This window comes from Halomonas sp. QHL1, assembly GCF_001882345.1.
Lineage (GTDB): Bacteria > Pseudomonadota > Gammaproteobacteria > Pseudomonadales > Halomonadaceae > Vreelandella.
Genome location: NZ_MINL01000001.1, coordinates 2263213 through 2279985, shown reverse-complemented (window position 1 = coordinate 2279985; position 16773 = coordinate 2263213). Strand labels below are relative to the sequence as shown.

At 56.4% G+C, this 16773-nt stretch carries 19 protein-coding genes; 14 read left to right on the top strand and 5 right to left on the bottom strand.

The features are described 5' to 3' along the window. The first annotated feature begins 2 nt into the window (after window positions 1-2). The 5 genes from QHL1GM_RS10425 to QHL1GM_RS10405 are packed head-to-tail and all read left to right on the top strand — an operon-like array spanning window position 3 to window position 4042. Window positions 3-398, top strand: coding sequence for a fumarate reductase subunit C (locus QHL1GM_RS10425; RefSeq protein ID WP_071694421.1), 396 nt, complete (start codon window positions 3-5; stop codon window positions 396-398). Window positions 399-400: 2 nt separating this feature from the next. After that, a complete protein-coding gene (gene frdD, locus QHL1GM_RS10420) occupies window positions 401-796 on the top strand; it encodes a fumarate reductase subunit FrdD (RefSeq protein ID WP_083571001.1) in 396 nt (131 codons plus the stop codon). 47 nt (window positions 797-843) lie between these two features. After that, window positions 844-1704, top strand: a complete 861-nt coding sequence (menB, locus tag QHL1GM_RS10415) for a 1,4-dihydroxy-2-naphthoyl-CoA synthase (RefSeq protein WP_071694420.1) — start codon at window positions 844-846, stop codon at window positions 1702-1704. Beyond that, complete coding sequence (gene menC / locus QHL1GM_RS10410; protein WP_071694419.1) at window positions 1704-2648, top strand: o-succinylbenzoate synthase; 945 nt, start codon at window positions 1704-1706, stop codon at window positions 2646-2648. Before menB ends, menC begins: the two co-directional genes overlap by 1 nt. Then, the gene (locus QHL1GM_RS10405) at window positions 2645-4042 is read left to right on the top strand and encodes an AMP-binding protein (RefSeq protein WP_071694418.1); all 1398 of its coding nucleotides are present in this window, start codon (window positions 2645-2647) and stop codon (window positions 4040-4042) included. The genes menC and QHL1GM_RS10405 overlap by 4 nt, the downstream gene beginning before the upstream one ends. Window positions 4043-4069: 27 nt before the next feature. On the opposite strand, the gene QHL1GM_RS10400 is transcribed toward QHL1GM_RS10405, so the two are convergent. Next, on the bottom strand, window positions 4070-5338 hold the full coding sequence (locus tag QHL1GM_RS10400) for a Zn-dependent hydrolase (protein WP_071694417.1): 1269 nt from the start codon (window positions 5336-5338) through the stop codon (window positions 4070-4072). Window positions 5339-5532: 194 nt separating this feature from the next. On the opposite strand from QHL1GM_RS10400, the gene QHL1GM_RS10395 reads away from it, so the two are divergent. The 7 genes from QHL1GM_RS10395 (at window position 5533) to QHL1GM_RS10370 (ending at window position 11472) form a co-directional block, all read left to right on the top strand. After that, window positions 5533-6906, top strand: coding sequence for an aspartate aminotransferase family protein (locus QHL1GM_RS10395; RefSeq protein WP_071694416.1), 1374 nt, complete (start codon window positions 5533-5535; stop codon window positions 6904-6906). A gap of 16 nt (window positions 6907-6922) precedes the next feature. Continuing rightward, window positions 6923-8419, top strand: a complete 1497-nt coding sequence (locus QHL1GM_RS10390) for a CoA-acylating methylmalonate-semialdehyde dehydrogenase (protein WP_071694415.1) — start codon at window positions 6923-6925, stop codon at window positions 8417-8419. A gap of 95 nt (window positions 8420-8514) precedes the next feature. Further along, window positions 8515-9135, top strand: a complete 621-nt coding sequence (locus QHL1GM_RS10385) for a TetR/AcrR family transcriptional regulator (protein WP_071694414.1) — start codon at window positions 8515-8517, stop codon at window positions 9133-9135. Between the two features lie 193 nt (window positions 9136-9328). Further along, window positions 9329-10381, top strand: coding sequence for a class I fructose-bisphosphate aldolase (locus tag QHL1GM_RS10380; RefSeq protein ID WP_071694413.1), 1053 nt, complete (start codon window positions 9329-9331; stop codon window positions 10379-10381). Between the two features lie 70 nt (window positions 10382-10451). After that, window positions 10452-10577 carry a hypothetical protein gene (locus tag QHL1GM_RS19825; RefSeq protein ID WP_302847858.1) on the top strand — a complete coding sequence of 42 codons (126 nt, stop codon included), beginning with the start codon at window positions 10452-10454 and terminating at the stop codon, window positions 10575-10577. Further along, entirely contained in the window at window positions 10570-11031 is a 462-nt protein-coding gene (locus QHL1GM_RS10375; protein ID WP_071694412.1) for an Hsp20/alpha crystallin family protein, read from the top strand. Before QHL1GM_RS19825 ends, QHL1GM_RS10375 begins: the two co-directional genes overlap by 8 nt. 36 nt (window positions 11032-11067) lie before the next feature. After that, complete coding sequence (locus QHL1GM_RS10370) at window positions 11068-11472, top strand: Hsp20/alpha crystallin family protein (RefSeq protein WP_071694411.1); 405 nt, start codon at window positions 11068-11070, stop codon at window positions 11470-11472. Between the two features lie 115 nt (window positions 11473-11587). On the opposite strand, the gene QHL1GM_RS10365 is transcribed toward QHL1GM_RS10370, so the two are convergent. Beyond that, window positions 11588-11800: a DUF1127 domain-containing protein gene (locus QHL1GM_RS10365; RefSeq protein WP_071694410.1), complete on the bottom strand. Its 213-nt coding sequence runs from the start codon at window positions 11798-11800 to the stop codon at window positions 11588-11590. 167 nt (window positions 11801-11967) lie between these two features. Between QHL1GM_RS10365 and QHL1GM_RS10355 the strand changes: the two genes are divergently transcribed. Next, a complete protein-coding gene (locus QHL1GM_RS10355) occupies window positions 11968-13410 on the top strand; it encodes a PLP-dependent aminotransferase family protein (protein WP_071694408.1) in 1443 nt (480 codons plus the stop codon). A gap of 21 nt (window positions 13411-13431) precedes the next feature. Here the strand turns inward: QHL1GM_RS10355 and pcsA are convergent, their stop codons facing one another. Both pcsA and QHL1GM_RS10345 read right to left on the bottom strand, forming a co-directional pair. Then, complete coding sequence (gene pcsA, locus QHL1GM_RS10350; protein ID WP_302847857.1) at window positions 13432-14154, bottom strand: phosphatidylcholine synthase; 723 nt, start codon at window positions 14152-14154, stop codon at window positions 13432-13434. Window positions 14155-14324: 170 nt separating this feature from the next. Next, window positions 14325-14930 (bottom strand): DNA-3-methyladenine glycosylase I, encoded by a 606-nt coding sequence (locus QHL1GM_RS10345; protein ID WP_071694407.1) that lies wholly within the window; start codon window positions 14928-14930, stop codon window positions 14325-14327. 114 nt (window positions 14931-15044) lie between these two features. On the opposite strand from QHL1GM_RS10345, the gene QHL1GM_RS10340 reads away from it, so the two are divergent. Next, entirely contained in the window at window positions 15045-15494 is a 450-nt protein-coding gene (locus tag QHL1GM_RS10340; protein WP_071694406.1) for a GNAT family N-acetyltransferase, read from the top strand. 18 nt (window positions 15495-15512) lie between these two features. On the opposite strand, the gene codA is transcribed toward QHL1GM_RS10340, so the two are convergent. Beyond that, complete coding sequence (gene codA, locus QHL1GM_RS10335; RefSeq protein WP_071694405.1) at window positions 15513-16766, bottom strand: cytosine deaminase; 1254 nt, start codon at window positions 16764-16766, stop codon at window positions 15513-15515. Window positions 16767-16773 lie beyond the last annotated feature (7 nt).

Here is a 16773-nt window from a genome sequence, read left to right as displayed (position 1 = left end):
TCATGGATAAATTATCATCGCAACGCCTGCCGCCGCTGAAACGCAACTGGTGGCTGAAACATCGCTTTTTTAAGCTCTATATGCTGCGCGAAGCCACGGTACTGCCGCTGGTGTTTTTCACGCTCTGTTTACTCGCTGGCATGGTTGCTCTTCTTCGAGGGGCGGATAGCTGGCAGGGTTGGATCGCCTTTATGGGCTCCCCCATTGTGCTGTTGCTGAATCTTCTAGCCCTGGCCGCTAGCCTGTTTCACGCCGCCACTTTCTTTGTGCTGTTTCCACGGGTAATGCCGATTCGTATCGCCGGGCATAGCCTGCCTGATCAGGCCATTGTTGCCGGGCAGTGGGCAGGAGTCGTAGCGGTCACGCTGCTGTTTTTCTGGCTATTGGGGAGGGCATAAACATGGAAAAAATAGCCATGAACAAACACCGCACTCAGCACAAACAGGCCTTTGATGAACCGCTCTGGTGGGGGCTGTTTAGCGCGGGCGGCGTCTGTTTTGCCGTCTTGCTACCCGCCGTTATTCTCTTTATTGCGGTTCTGCTGCCCCTTGGCCTGTTGCCCGCCGAGGCGCTGAGCTATGAGCGGGCCTCAACGCTGCTGTTTAGCGTACCGGGTTTTCTGTTTGTTGGGGCAGTAGTTTGCTTGCCGCTATTTCATGCCGCTCATCGCCTACGCCATGGACTGTTTGATATCAGCGTGGGCAATGACGCACTTAACAAAAAACTGATGTACGGTGGGGCTGCGCTGTTAAGCATTGTGGCGCTGGGTCTAGTCGTCACAGGTATGCCGGGTTAAACGGCTCGCTGTCAGCATTTCGCTCCAACAGATAAAAAGAGAGTGGCATGATCAACGGACTCACTGAAACGGAACTCTATGCGCCGGTAGAGTGGCAGGATCGCTCCGATGGCTATCAGGATATTTTGTACCACACCACTGCCGATGGCATTGCGCGTATCACCATCAACCGGCCAGAGGTACGTAACGCCTTTCGCCCGCTGACGGTTAGCGAGATGGCCCAAGCGCTTAACCGCGCCCGCCACGACAGCGCCATTGGTGCCATTCTGCTTACGGGTGTAGGCGATAAAGCGTTCTGTTCCGGCGGTGACCAGCGCATTCGCGGAGACTATGGCGGCTACCAGGATGAAGAGGGCACCCACCACCTCAACGTGCTGGACTTCCAGCGCGATATTCGTACCTGCCCCAAACCGGTGGTCGCCATGGTGGCGGGCTACGCCATCGGCGGCGGCCACGTGCTGCATCTAATGTGTGACCTAACCATTGCGGCCGAAAACGCTGTCTTCGGTCAAACAGGCCCCAAAGTAGGCTCCTTCGATGGCGGCTACGGCGCCTCTTATATGGCGCGCATTGTGGGCCAGAAAAAGGCCCGGGAGATCTGGTTTTTGTGCCGCCAATATAGCGCCGCCCAAGCGCTGGAAATGGGGCTGGTCAACCACGTGGTGCCATTGGAAGAGCTGGAAAAAGAAAGCGTGCGCTGGTGCCGGGAAATGCTGCAGCACAGCCCTATGGCGCTGCGTTGCCTAAAAGCCGCGCTCAATGCCGACTGCGACGGCCAGGCCGGTCTGCAGGAGCTGGCGGGTAATGCCACCATGCTCTACTACATGACCGAAGAGGGGCAGGAGGGCCGTAACGCCTTCAACGAAAAGCGCCGCCCGGACTTCTCCCGCTACCCGCGTAACCCTTAATGCAGTTGGCGCTCTACGGCTACTCTTTACCGCTACGCCAGCCGCTGACGTTTAAAGGCGAGCGACTGGCGAGTAGAGAGGGGCTGCTGGTCTGCATCAACGGGCAGTGGGGCGAGATTGCCCCGCTACCTGACTTCTCAACGGAAACCCTGGCGGAAGCAGAAGCGGAAAGTCTGGCCTGTTTGGTTGCTTTGAGCCGAGGCGAGAAAGTCTCCCCAAAGTTGCCGTCGGTGCAGTTTGGGTTCGACTGCGCCCAGCGCCCTTGGCCAAACCATCTTCCTGCGCCTTTGCCGCCCTACCCACTGCTCCAGGGTGCACCAAGGAAGTTGATAGAGACTCTTTCAACTGCCGATTGGCAAGCGTCGTCGCCATCTCGGCTCAAGCTGAAAGTGGCACGCTACGCTATCGCAGAGGAGCTGGCGCTGATCGAACAGCTTGCCGCTAAGCTGCCCTTCACCAAACTGGTTCTGGATGCCAACGGCGGCTGGACGCGGGAAGAAGCCCTACGTTTCTGCGAGCGTCTAAACCTAAATCAAATCGACTACCTGGAAGAGCCCTGCGCTACCTTCGCTGACACCATCGCCGTGGCGGAAGCCACCGGTGTGGCTATTGCTCTGGATGAAACGCTATCGCGCCGGGAAGAGTGGTACTGCCATCCACAGCTCAAAGCCCTAGTAATCAAACCCACGCTGATCGGCTCGCTAAGTGCCTGTGAAGCACTCGTTCAACGGGCACGGGCGGGTAATCTTTGCGTGGTGATCTCCTCCAGCTTCGAATCCGATCTGGGTCTTGGGCTGTTGAGTCGGCTGGCCAGCGAGTGGGCGCCCAATGAGCCGCCAGGGCTGGGTACTGGCCACTGGCTTACCGAGCGCGTGACCACCGCCACAGGCGAAGTGATGACAGAAAACGTGCACTGCCTCTCTAACATGGAAAGTTCAGCGTGATAGACACCTGCCCCATTCACTACTGGGCCAAAGAGACCCCGCAGCATATCGCCATAGAGGCGGGCTCGGTGACGCTTAGTTACCGGACGCTCAATCGTCGCCTGGCGTCTTTAGCGCAGCAACTGGCTCGGAAAGGTTTTGTGCCAGGTGATCGGCTAGTGGTTCCCGCGAAAGGCTCGCTTGAATCCTTGCTGCTGGCTTGGGCCTGCCTGCGGGCCGGGGTGATTTTTTGCCCGCTTAACCCTACGTTTCCCGTTGCCCAGCAGCTCAATTTAGCTGAGCGCTTGCAGGCTGGCCGCGTCTGCCAAACGGAAAGCGACAATGATTACTCCGCACAGCTAACGCCGATTACCCTCGATTTTGTGGAGGAAGTTGAGGCAGGTGAACCTCCGGCACTCGATGGTCGCCAGCTGTGCAACACGATTTTTACCTCCGGCTCTAGCGGTACACCCAAAGCAGTGCTGCATCGCGTGGCCAATCATTTGGCCTCCGCACGCGGCTCGGCGTCGTTTATTCCTGTTGATCAAAACAGTGGCTGGCTGCTCTCGCTGCCGCTGTTTCATATCGGTGGCTACGCTATTCCATTTCGCGTTTTTCTCGCCGGTGGACGGGTGATTCTTGATGACGACCCACACACGCTTCCCGCGCGTCTTGAACAGCAGTCAATCACTCACCTTTCACTGGTGCCCACCCAGCTTTGGCGGCTGCTAAAGGCGGGCTTTACGCCCAAGCGCACGCAGTTGCGGGAACTGCTGCTAGGCGGCGCGGCGATTCCTGCGCCGCTGGTGTCGAAGATGACATCACTGGGGCTGACGCCGAAGGTTAGCTATGGACTATCCGAGATGGCCAGCCAGGTCTGCACCGGTATTCCCACCGCGCCGGGCGTTGTCGGTAGGCCGCTGCCGGGTCGTGAGGTCAGAATAGTCGAGGGAGAGATACAGCTGCGCGGCGAAACCCTGTTCTGTGGTTATTTGAATGACGGCGAGGTTGACCCAGCGCTCAACGATGAGGGTTGGTTTGCCACCCGTGACAAAGGGCACTTTACTACGGAAGGCGCGCTGGTGGTGGAAGGGCGGCTCGATAACGGTTTTATCTCCGGTGGCGAGAATATTCAGCCGGAAGCCATTGAGCAGCGTTTGGTCGACAACCCCTGTGTCGCCCAGGCGTTGGTGGTGCCGGTGCCCCACCCCGAGTGGGGGGAGCGCCCGGTGGCGTTTATCGATTGGCACGGAGAGGCCGTATCGGAACAAGCGCTAAGCACCTGGGTACGCGAGGCGCACCCCGGCTTTATGGTGCCTGACGCTTGGTTAGCCTGGCCGCCAGGAGTGGGCTTTAAACCCTCCCGCAAGCAGTTCGCTGAGCTGGCGAGGGCACACGTGAATTTTACCGTTTAGCGGCGCAACCCATTGGTGACCTAATATCTATTCCGCTAGGCCAGCAGCGTCCAGCATGGCATGAAGCAGAACGTTACAGCCTGCATGAACATGCGCCGGCGTGGCGCTCTCAACTTCGTTATGGCTAATGCCATCTTTGCAGGGAATAAAGATCATCGCTGCAGGGGCTACGCGGCCCACAAACATTGCATCGTGACCGGCGCCGCTGATGATATCCATGTGAGATAGATTGAGTTTCTCTGCACTTTGGCGAACTGCGTCCACGCACGCTTTGTCGAAGTATTCCGGCGCAAAATCCGCCGTGGGCGTTAATTCATACTCCAGGCCATGACGTTGGCAAATTTCTTCCACGGCAGCGGTGACTGATTGGCCCATTGCAATGAGTGCTTCAGGCTCCCAGTGGCGCATATCCAAGGTCATTTTGACCTGGCCGGGAATAACGTTACGCGAACCGGGGTGCAGCGTCATACAGCCGACTGTACCTCGCCCGTGGGGCTGATGATCAAAGGCAATCCGGTTGAGCGCTTGGGTAACTTCCGCAGCACCCATCATGGCGTCGCGGCGTAGATTCATCGGCGTGGGTCCCGCGTGGGCTTCAAGCCCGGTCAGGGTTAAATCAAACCACTTCTGCCCAAGCCCGCCGATCACCACGCCAATGGTGGTATCGGTATCCTCCAGAATCGGGCCCTGCTCAATGTGCGGTTCAAAGTAGGCTTTGATCTCGCTTGGCGAGACATTATCGCTGCCGCGGTAGTGAATGGCGTCCAGAGCATCGCTTACCGTGACGCCATCGGTGTCTGTGCGCGCCATCATGGCGTCAAATTCCAGCTCGCCGGTAAATACGCCGGAACCCATCATGCAGGGCGGAAAGCGGCAGCCCTCTTCGTTGGTCCAGGCCACGACTTCGATAGGGGATTGGGTGGTGACGTTGTGCTGGTTAAGGGTGCGAATCACTTCCAGACCGGAGAGCACGCCGAAGCAGCCATCGTACTTGCCGCCGGTAGGCTGGCTATCCAGGTGACTGCCTGCCATCACCGTTTTGGCGCTGGGGTCGCTGCCTTCACGGCGGGCAAAGATATTGCCGATATTATCAATCCGAATCGTGCAGCCCTCGGCACGGCACCACTGGATAAATAGGTCACGCCCCTGGCGTTCTAAAACGGTAAGCGCCTGGCGATTGACGCCGCCTTTGGCAGTGGCGCCTAGCTTGGCCATCTCCATCAGCGATTCCCAAAGTCGATCGCTGTCAGTGCGTAAGTCAGCTATGGCGATTTTCGGTTCAGTAAGCGAGTTCATATGACTTCCTTTTATTGAGCACGGGCGAAGCTGGCGTCTCCCCGGTTTATTGTTCGGCTCATTGCTAGAGTAGAGATAAACAAGCCAGTGATACGTATAAATCCTCTAACGTGAACAAAAGAAAAGCGTAATTTTATAAACGTGTTTGCTGGCGCATGCTGAATCCAAGTCTCATAGCGATGGAGCTGGACAGCATGTTTGGAATAAAAAGCAAAACGAAGCCTGAAGCATCGAGCTCTTCTATGCAGGAGTCGGCTTCTAAAACAGCACTTAATCACCACTATTGGATGCCGTTTAGTGCCAACCGCGACTTCCATGCCAATCCGCGTGTGATCACCGGTGCGGAAGGGCGTTACTACATTGATGACCAGGGCCGTAAGTTGTTCGATTCGCTTTCCGGGCTATGGACCTGCGGCGCGGGCCATAACCGCGAAGAGATCCAAAAAGCCGTAGCGGCGCAGTTAGGCAGCCTTGACTTTGCTCCTGGCTTTCAAATTGGTCACCCGTTGGCGTTTAAGCTGGCGGAAAAGGTCGCAAGCCTTACGCCCGCTGGGCTTGATCATGTGTTTTTCACCAACTCTGGGTCAGAAGCCGCGGATACTTCGGTCAAAATGGCCAAGGCTTACTGGCGGCTAAAAGGTAAGCCCGAAAAAACCCGCATGATTGGCCGCGCCAAGGGCTACCACGGGGTAAACATTGGCGGCACCAGCCTGGGGGGGATCGGTGGTAACCGTAAACACTACGGCCAGTTGATGGATGTAACCCACCTGCCGCACACCCTTCAAGCGGGCCATGCCTTCACCCGTGGCCAAGCGGAAACCGGCGCCGAGCTTGCCAGTGCATTGCTCGATCAAATCGCCCTACACGATGCCTCCACCATTGCGGCGGTGATTGTTGAGCCAATGTCCGGCTCGGCGGGGGTGATAGTGCCGCCAAAAGGCTACCTGGATCGGCTGCGCGAGATCTGTACGGCTCATGACATTCTGCTGATTTTTGACGAAGTGATCACCGCCTTTGGGCGCAGTGGAGCAACCACAGGTGCGGAAGCCTTTGGCGTGACGCCGGATATCATGAATGTGGCGAAGCAGATCACCAACGGCGCGATCCCCATGGGCGCGGTGATCGCTTCCAGCGAGATATTCGATACCTTCATGCACGCGGGCGGCCCTCAGCACGCCGTTGAGTTTCCTCACGGCTACACCTACAGCGCCCATCCGGTGGCCTGCGCGGCGGGTCTGGCGGCGCTTGAGATGATGGAACGTGAAAACTTCCCCGCCCAGGTTAGCGCCATTGCGCCCACCTTTGAGCAGAAGCTGCACGCCCTGAAAGGCCACAATCACGTTGTCGATATTCGTAACTACGGCCTGGCCGGGGCGGTTCAGCTGGCCCCCCGCGACGGTGATCCCACAATTCGCCCCCGGGATGCGCACATGGCGCTGTGGGAAGCGGGCTTCTACGTGCGCTACGGCGGCGACACGCTGCAGTTTGGTCCTCCGTTCGGCACTACCGAGGCGGAGCTAGAGCGCCTGTTCGACGCGGTTGCGACCACCCTGGATTCGCTGGCATAACTTTCGGAGTTTAAACATGAGTGTTGTTTCCCACCTGATTAACGGTGAGTTAGTTGAAAGTAAGCGCACGCTGGGTGTCACCAATCCCTCCACGGGCCAAGTGATTCGCCAAGTGGCGGATGCCAATGCCACCGATGTAGAGCGTGCCATTGCTGCTGCCCAGGCGGCGTTCCCCGCCTGGCGCGATACGCCGCCCGCTAAGCGTGCCCAGGTGATGTACCGCTTTAAGCAATTGCTCGAGGATAATGCTAACCGCCTGGTGCAACTGGTCAGTGAAGAGCATGGTAAAACCCCCGAAGACGCCATGGGTGAACTCAAGCGCGGCATTGAGAACGTCGAGTACGCCTGCGGGGTACCGGAGCTGTTAAAAGGTGAGTACTCCCACAACGTAGGGCCGGGCATCGATGCCTGGTCTAACTTCCAGCCGTTGGGCGTGGTCGCGGGTATCACCCCGTTTAACTTTCCCGCCATGGTGCCGCTGTGGATGTACCCCATGGCAATTGCCTGCGGTAATACCTTCATTCTCAAACCGTCAGAAAAAGACCCCTCGGCGGCCATGGCCGTAGCCGAACTGCTTCAAGAAGCCGGGCTACCCAAAGGCATAATGAACGTGATTCACGGCGGGCGCGAAGCGGTGGAAACGTTGCTGGATGCCAAAGCGGTTAAAGCCATTTCCTTTGTTGGCTCAACGCCGGTGGCTGAAGCGATTTATTCGCGCGGTTCCGCCGCGGGTAAACGTGTTCAGGCGCTGGGTGGGGCGAAGAACCACGCCGTGGTGCTGCCGGATGCCGACCTGGAAAATGCCGCTAACACCTTAATGGGCGCAGCGTTTGGTAGCTGCGGCGAGCGCTGCATGGCGATCTCAGTAGCGGTTTGCGTGGGCGACCAGACCGCAGACCGCCTAGTCGAAACCCTACTCCCTAAAATCGCCCAACTGAAAGTCGGCCCCGGCACCAAGCGGGATCTGGATATGGGGCCGCTGGTGACGGCGGAGCACCGGGATAAAGTCCTCGGCTACATTGAAGATGGCGTAAAGGCCGGAGCGTCACTGGTCGCCGATGGCCGCGATCTGAAAGTCCCTGGCTATGAAGAGGGCTATTTCGTGGGTGGCTGCCTGTTCGATAATGTCACCGCTGACATGCGCATTTATCAGGAGGAGATCTTCGGGCCAGTGCTCTGCGTCATGCGGGTAGGCAGTCTGGACGACGCCATGCAGCTGATCAACGACCACGAGTACGGCAACGGCACCTGCCTGTTCACCCGCGATGGCGAAGCTGCCCGCCGCTTTACCGACGCTATCGAGGTTGGCATGGTGGGGGTTAACGTACCGTTGCCCGTGCCCGTGGCCTACCACAGCTTTGGTGGCTGGAAGCGCTCGCTGTTTGGTGACCTGCACGCTTACGGCCCTGACTCAGTGCGCTTCTACACCCGCCGCAAAGCGGTTTCCCAGCGCTGGCCTTCGGTCAGCGAAGCGACGCAGGCGGAGTTCTCGTTCCCTGCCAATCAGAGTTGACGTCCTAGGGTAAATAAGAGATCTTCTCAGCACCGTCGTTCTGCGACGGTGCATTTTTTTTGGTGCCTATCTTCGACGTAAGGGACGAGTACAGCGTGGCAAGAACTCAGGACGAAATTCGCCAGACCAACGTTAAGAAGATTCTACACGCGGCCGAGCAGCTGTTTGCCGAGAAAGGCTACGCAGGTGCCTCCATGGGGGAGATAGCCCAACTAGCCGATATTCCCAAGTCCAACGTGCACTATTACTTCTCGACCAAAAAAGCGCTCTACCAGGATGTGTTGCTGGAGCTTTTGGAGGTGTGGAAGCAGGACGCGCTGTGCTTTGAGCTCTACGATGACCCCCGGGTGGTGCTCTCCACCTATATTCGCGCCAAGATGAACCACTCCCGCAATCGCGCCCATGGCTCGAAAGTATGGGCCGCCGAAGTCATGCAGGGCGCACCCATTCTTAAAGATCGCCTGCGCGACAATCTTTATGAATGGGCCAAGCTCAAAGAGTCGAAAATTCGCGAATGGGTCGAGTCGGGGCAGATAAACCCGGTCGAGCCTTCCTACCTCCTTTATATGATTTGGGCCTCCACCCAGCACTACGCCGACTTCGACTACCAAATCTACCTGCTTAATGACGACCAACCGCTGGACGATCTACAGTTTGAAAAGGCCGTCCAGTCGGTGACTTCCGTGATCTTGCGTGGGATTGGGCTGACGGCTTAAAACGTCGCAGAGCTGGACGCCTTCAGGCTAACTTCCAGCGGGTTGCCAACCACTACACGCGTGCTTCCGCTATGCTCTATTGAAGCGCTAGGTTTTATTGAACCGATAAGCTTTATTGAATCAATAAACGTCATTGAAGCAGTATTTGGCATACACTTACTTTTTGTTACATACAAATATAAAGGAGTTCATCATGACCGATATAGCCGCCTTGCTCGGCAGTGACGCCGATAGTTTGCTTAATCACACTTGCCAGGGCGTACCCCGCAATAGCTTGCACCTGCCGGGCCCAGACTTTATTGACCGTGTTATGGCAGATAGTGACCGCAGCCCAGCGGTGCTGCGCAATATGCAGAGCTTGTTTAATCACGGCCGTTTAGGGGGCACCGGTTATCTCAGCCTGCTGCCCGTAGATCAAGGCATTGAGCACTCAGCGGGCGCCTCTTTCGCGCCTAATCCGCGTTACTTCGACCCGGCCAATATCGTTGAGTTGGCGCTTGAAGGTGGCTGCAACGGCGTGGCATCAACGCTTGGGGTTTTGTCGTCGGTAGCGCGGCGCTATGCCCACAAGATCCCGATGATGCTCAAGCTTAACCATAACGAGACGTTGAGCCATCCGGCGATATACGATCAGACGCTATTTGCCGATGTAGACCAGGCCCACGACATGGGATGCGTGGCGGTGGGGGCGACGATTTACTTTGGCTCCCATGAGAGCCGTCGGCAAATCATGGAGATTAGCGAGGCCTTTGAGCGCGCCCACCAGTTGGGCATGGTAACGGTGCTTTGGGCCTACCTGCGTAATCCTGCCTTCAAGCAGGATGGCACCGATTATCACGTCGCAGCCGACCTCACCAGCCAAGCTAATCATATGGCCGCGACCCTTAAGGCCGATATCGTCAAACAGAAATTGCCTGAGAATAATGGCGGCTACCGAGCGGTGGGTTTTGGACATACCCACGATAACGTCTACAGCGAACTGACCACTGACCACCCCATTGATTTGGCCCGCTACCAGGTCGCCAACTGCTTTATGGGCCGTGCAGGTTTGATCAATTCCGGCGGAGGCTCGAAAGGCCACTCCGATCTCGGCGAAGCGGTTCGTACGGCGGTGATCAATAAGAGAGCAGGCGGAATGGGCTTGATCTCGGGACGTAAGGCGTTTCAGAAACCGATGCAGGAAGGCGTTGAACTGCTGCATGCGATTCAGGATGTTTATTTGTCCAAAGACATTACGGTTGCCTGATGGCCGCGTTTAGCACCGGCCTCTAAACCGGGTTTGATGTCGCCATTGGCAGCTTAAAAAAGCCAAAAAAATGGCGATTGAACCCCTTGAAAACCGTCTGAATGCTCCTATTTTGCAGATTAAGGAGGCGCTGCTCTCTGATGTAGTGGCCTCCTTCGACCATCTGTTTAAGCTAGGAGGTGTTCGCAATGTTTGACGATATTAAGCGTTTCGAAACCGGTTCACCTCAGCAGTTGGACTGGTTCCGTCAACTACTGGATGGCTTCTTACCTGATGGCAATGCAGCGGATATTCGCGCGGTGCCACGGGGCAGCTTCCCCATGATCAATGTCGCCCGCAGTGACGATACGGTCAGAGTGTATGTGTTTGCAGCGGGGTTGGCGCCTTCGGATCTGACCATCGATGTTCAAGACAATGTGCTCACCCTGCGTGGCAAGCGTGAGCCTGTGATGGGCAGTAACGACGATGGAAGTACGCCCCCGGTATTCCGCCGTGAACGTGTCAGCGGTGAGTTCGTGCGTGCCATCGCACTACCTGACGGCCTGGATGCCGAGCGGGCAGAGGCGCGCCATAACCATGGCGTGTTTGAGATCGTGCTGCCCAAGCGCGAGGAACTCAAGCCGCGGCGTATAGATGTTCAAGTGGCCTGATGACTGTTTATTAACCTTGATAAGGAGGAATAAACTATGAATACCGTCGTTCGTACATCTAATCGTTCCCCGCTTCCACAGCGTGGCGAGGAGCAACGCCCACTGCAAACCGAAACCCTGCTGCCAGCGGTGGATATCATCGAGGAGCCCAATGCCCTCAAGCTGGTGGCCGATATGCCCGGCGTGACTCATGAAACGCTGAAAGTAGAGCTCGACAACAACGTACTTAGCTTAGAAGGTGAGATAGCCTTGGATATGCCTGAAGGGCTGAGTGCGCTGCATGCCGAGGTGCGTGGTCAACGCTTTGCGCGGCGTTTTAACCTAAGCCGCGAAGTGGACGGTGATGCGATTTCCGCGACTCTCGTCAACGGCGTGCTGACGTTAATGCTGCCTAAGAAAGATAGCCACCGCACGCGCCGTATCGAAGTGCAGGCGGCATAAAAGCAGGCAACTGACTAAAAAAGCCGAGTGTCCGCGATACCGTGGACACTCGTTTTTGCCAACTTTTTGCTAGCGCTCAAGGTAAAACTCCCCCTTGCCCATCACTGTTGCGTGATCACTCACCCTTTTTAAATGATGTCTGTTTCCAAAAAGCTTTGCGGCCCTCTTTGAGCGCCTGTGTACGGTCAATGCCGATATCATCAAGTAGCCTGTCATCGAGCGCCAGTAAGTGACGACGGCTACGCCGGTAGTGACGATACTGGCTGAGTTTATGGCTTAGCTGATGACCTAGCTGATAGCGAAGCTGTGTAAGGCTGAAGCGTGGCATGGTGGCTCTCCTGAAGTGCTGTGTGCCTATTCAGATTACTCAGCGCCATTATTTAGATACAGATATAGGCTTTATTATTTTCAGGATACAGAAAGGCGTGTTATACCTCTGTATGGTCGTTGAAAATGATATCTGTATTGTTGTCGAGCTTTGGGGAGGAGGGTGTCATGACGCGCTATGAAGAGGTTGCTACTATTTTGCGGGAGCGTATCGAGCACGGTATTTACCGTGTAGGCGACCGTCTGCCCTCTATTCGCGCAGTGTGCCAGGAGCTAGACGTTAGCATCTCGACGGCCCAGGAGGCCTACCGGCAGTTAGTAGATGGGACGTTAATTGAGTCGCGACCCAAGTCGGGCTACTTCGTACTGCCAAGCCGCGCGCCGTCGGTACTGCCGTCGGTCTCACGACCCGCGCAACGCCCTCTGGATATTTCCCAATGGGATCAGGTACTCGAGCTTGTCGCCACCCAGCGAGATGACGAGCGGCTGCTGTTGGGGCGTGGCGTGCCGAACCTCGCTTATGAGACGCTGAAACCGCTGTCGAAAATACTCGCTGGCCTACACCGCAGCACTGATCTGCACGGATTCAACTACGACAAGCTGAGCGGCAGCCCCGAGCTGCGCCAACAGGTAGCGCGGTTGGCTATCGCCTCTGGCTGCTTGCTGCACCCGGATGACATCATGGTGACCACCGGCTGCCAGGAGGCGCTGGCTATCTCACTGCGCACGCTAACCCAGCCCGGCGATGTGGTGGCCATTGACTCGCCCAGCTTTTACGGCACCATGCAGATCCTTAAGGCCAACGGCTTAAAAGCCCTGGAAATCCCCACCGACCCGCAAACCGGCATCAGTCTGGAAGCCCTGGAGCTCGCGCTGGAACAGTGGCCGATTCGCGCGATACAGGTTACGCCGACCTATAACAACCCGCTGGGCTACACCATGCCGGAAGCGCGCAAGCGGGCGCTGTTTCAGCTTGCCCAACGCTTCGATGTGGCCATTATCGAAGATGATATCTACGGCGATTTGTCCTTTACCCTGCCAAGGCCGCGCACCATTAAATCCTTCGATGACGACGGGCGCGTGATGCTGTGCAGCGGCTTTTCCAAAACGGTGGGGCCTGGGTTGCGGGTGGGCTGGCTGGCGCCGGGCCGCTATCGTGATCAGGCTCTGCATATGAAGTACGTTTCAACCGGCGCCTCGGCCACGCTGCCGCAGCTGGCCGTAGCAGAGTTCGTCGCCAAAGGGCATTACGAGCGTCACCTTCGCTATGCTACCCGCCAGTATCAGCGCCAGCGCGATATCATGATCAGTTGGGTGCAGCGCTACTTCCCTAAGGGCGCGGGAATTAGCTATCCGCAAGGCGGTTTTTTGCTATGGGTAGAGTTACCCGCCGCCGTGGATTGCGTGCGCCTTAACGGGTGCTTGGCACAGCGTGCGATCCATGTGGCACCAGGGTCGCTATTTTCAGCCTCGGGTAAGTTCCGCCAGTGCCTGCGTCTGAACTATGCCTTTACTTTAACACCTGCCATCGAAGACGCCGTGCGCACGGTGGGCGAGTTTGCCACCGAGATGGTGGAAGAAGCGCAGGCGCATGCGGTGGCGATGAAGTGAGCGTCGTCTGCTACAGCCAAATCAAAACGCTTCTTGAGCGGTACGCCATACGCACATGCCGATGAAGTAAACGGATGCAATGCCCCATCCCCATAGTGCCCAAACCGCATGCTCGGGGCTGGAGAGTAATAACGACGTTGTACATGCACACCACGCTAACGTGACAGCGATATTGAGCGGCATAAACTGGCGCACCCGAAATGGGTGGAGGAATTTCATCTTAGTGACGGTGAGGATGGCCAGAAAAACGATAGCAGCAAAGGTGACGAAAGGCGGGAAATCGAGAATATAGAAATAGGCCGCAGCGATGTTCCAAGCGGCAGGAAAGCCAACGAAGTAGTTATCCTGGCTTTTCATATCCACATTGCAGAAACAGAACATCGACGACAACAAAATGATGAAGACTGATATCAGCCCTAAATAGGGCGGCAACTCAATAAAGAAGTAGATGAATAGGGCGGGAATAAAAGACCAGGTAAGGTAATCGATGACCATATCAAGGGTCGAGCCATCGAAGTGGGGCAGGATAGTTTTTACTTCATACTTGCGTGCCAGGGTGCCATCGAAACCATCGACCATCATCGCCGCGCCTAGCCAGAGTAGACAGGCGACTGGATTATTGTCGATCAGTGAAAGCAACGCCATCGTGCCGAGCAGCACTCCGCTGGCCGTAAATACATGGACGCTCCATGCCTTACATATCGAAGCGCGGGATTCTGTGTGCGAAGAGAGCGGTTGAGCCACATTAACCCCGTTGGGAACATGGTGTCCCCGTGCTGTTCAATTTAGAAATAAGCGTGTAAAGAACCATACCCTACTACAAGAAGGCACCCAGCGAATACGCAGGCAGCCTCTATTCATGGCGCGACTGCTTGCTAGGGGTGCAAGAAGTATAGTTCCTTGCCGCTGTTTTTTTATACTGGCCGCTTAAATTGCTGTCGCGATTGCTCCACCCGCTCTCGTGTAACGCAGGTTAGCGAGTGATCATTGAGCAGCCCCATCGCCTGCATAAAGGCAAACGCGGTCGTCGGGCCGACGAATTTCCAGCCGCGCTTTTTCAACTCTTTGGCAAGGGCGATGGATTCAGGCGAGGTGGTCTGAGTTTGCGGCGCGGCGAGTGCATCAGCGTCTGGCTCGAAACGCCATAAGAACGCGGCCAGCGAGTTATCCTGTTCGACCATTTCCAGCGCCCGCTGGGCATTATTAATTACCGCTTCGATTTTACCGCGATGGCGAATAATCCCTGCATCTTGCAGCAAGCGCTGCACATCGTCTTCGTCAAAGCGGGCAACTCGATGGAAATCGAAGTGGTGAAAAGCGGCGCGGAAGTTCTCGCGCTTATTGAGAATTGTTCGCCAGCTTAAGCCCGATTGGAAGCTCTCCAAGCACAGCTTCTCGAATAACCGCTGGTCATTGTCTACGGGAAAGCCCCACTCGTTGTCGTGGTAGGGAAGAAACTCCGCCGCGCCGCCACACCATTGGCAGCGGGGGTGTCCGTCAGGGGCGATAAAATCGGGCATAGTAACGTCTCAAATTGCGTTGTTTATACTGTATTCCATTGTCTAAACATTGTTTACTCAATGTTTAGACCTAGACGGTTAATTCAATAGGTAAGCATGTCAGGAGGCACCACCATGACCACGATTCGCTCAGCGACTATTAACGATCTTGACGCTTTAACCAGGCTGTTGGATGGCTATCGCCAGTTTTATCAGCAGCCGAGTGATACAGACGCGGCGCGCAGCTTTCTGCGCCAACGCATGGGGTTGGGTGATTCATGCATCCTGGTTAGCGAGAACAGCGAAGGCGTCCTCACCGGTTTTGTCCAGCTCTACCCAGGCGTTTCCACGGTGGGCCTAAATGCCCGTTGGACGCTAAACGATCTGTTTGTGCTGCCGGAGTGTCGCGATAAAGGCACCGGCAGGGCACTAATGGAAGCCGCCACCCAGCTGGCCCATGATCACGGCGTCGCACGATTGATACTAATGACCCAGGTCGAGAACGAGCGCGCCCAGCACCTTTATGAATCATTGGGCTGGCAGCGTAATACGGCGTTTTATGGCTATTTGTTAGATGTGAAATAAGCCGCATTATTTACCCGTTTAGCCAAGCCACTGGGGCGTGGTGATCTTCGCGGGCTCGCGTTGCATGATGATCTCTCCGTGGCGAACTGAAAGTAGCACCTCGCCCTGATTGCGCAGCACGCTGTAGTCATCCTCGCCCTCCAGCAGGTTGAAGCTGGCGGGTTTGCCGACCTCGATGCCGTAACGCGCTTCAATATTGAGCGTGCGGGCGCTGTTATCAGTAATCAACGAAAGCGCCTGGCTGAAGTCCTGATAGCCCATCATTTGGCAAATATGCAGGCCAAAATCCAGCGTGCGCAGTAGCTTGCCGTTACCCAGTGAGTACCAGGGGTCGAAAATAGAGTCCTCGGCAAAGCAGACATTTATGCCCGCTGCATTTAGCTCCTTCACACGGGTCACGCCGCGCCGTTTTGGGTAAGTGTCAAAGCGTCCCTGCAGGTGAATGCTTTCGGTGGGGCAGGAAACAAAGTTGATGCCTGATCGCTTGAGCAGCAGAAACAGCTTTGAGCAGTAGGCGTTATCGTAAGAGTGCATCGCCGTGGTGTGGCTGGCGGTAACGCGGCTGCCTAAATCGTTAAACAGCGCTTCGCAGGCCAGTACCTCAAGAAAGCGAGAGTTAGGGTCATCGATCTCGTCGCAGTGCACATCCACTAAGCGGTCGTATTTAATCGCTAGCTCGATCACCCGCTTCATGGAGGCGACACCCAGCTCGCGGGTGTATTCGAAGTGGGGAATGCCACCTACCACATCGGCACCGAACTCCAATGCCTCCTCCATTAGCTTTTCGCCGCCGGGGTAAGAGAGCAGGCCGTCTTGGGGAAAGGCGACCACCTGGATATCGATTTTATCTTTCAACTCGTCGCGCAAGGCGCACAGGGTTTTAAGCCCAATCAGGCTGGGATCACTGGTATCGGCGTGGGTGCGTACAAACTGAACGCCATTGCCAATCAACAAATTCAGCGTTTTGAGCGCTCGCTCGCGAATGTCCGCTTCGGTGAGCATGGGCTTCCGCTCGCTCCAGCGCTCAATGCCTTCAAACAGCGTGCCGCTCTGGTTCCAGCTTGGCTCACCCGCGGTGAGGGCGGCGTCTAAATGGATATGGGGTTCGATAAAGGGCGCGCAAACGAGCTTGGCGCCCGCATCAATCTGCCCTTCAATGGCCGTTTGCGGCGCGTCCTGGGCGGTGATCGCCGTGAACGTGCCGTCCTCAACCTCAAGTCGGTGAAGCTCAGGGCGCTGGCGTAGGCGGGCGTTAATAATCTGCATGCTCATATAAAAA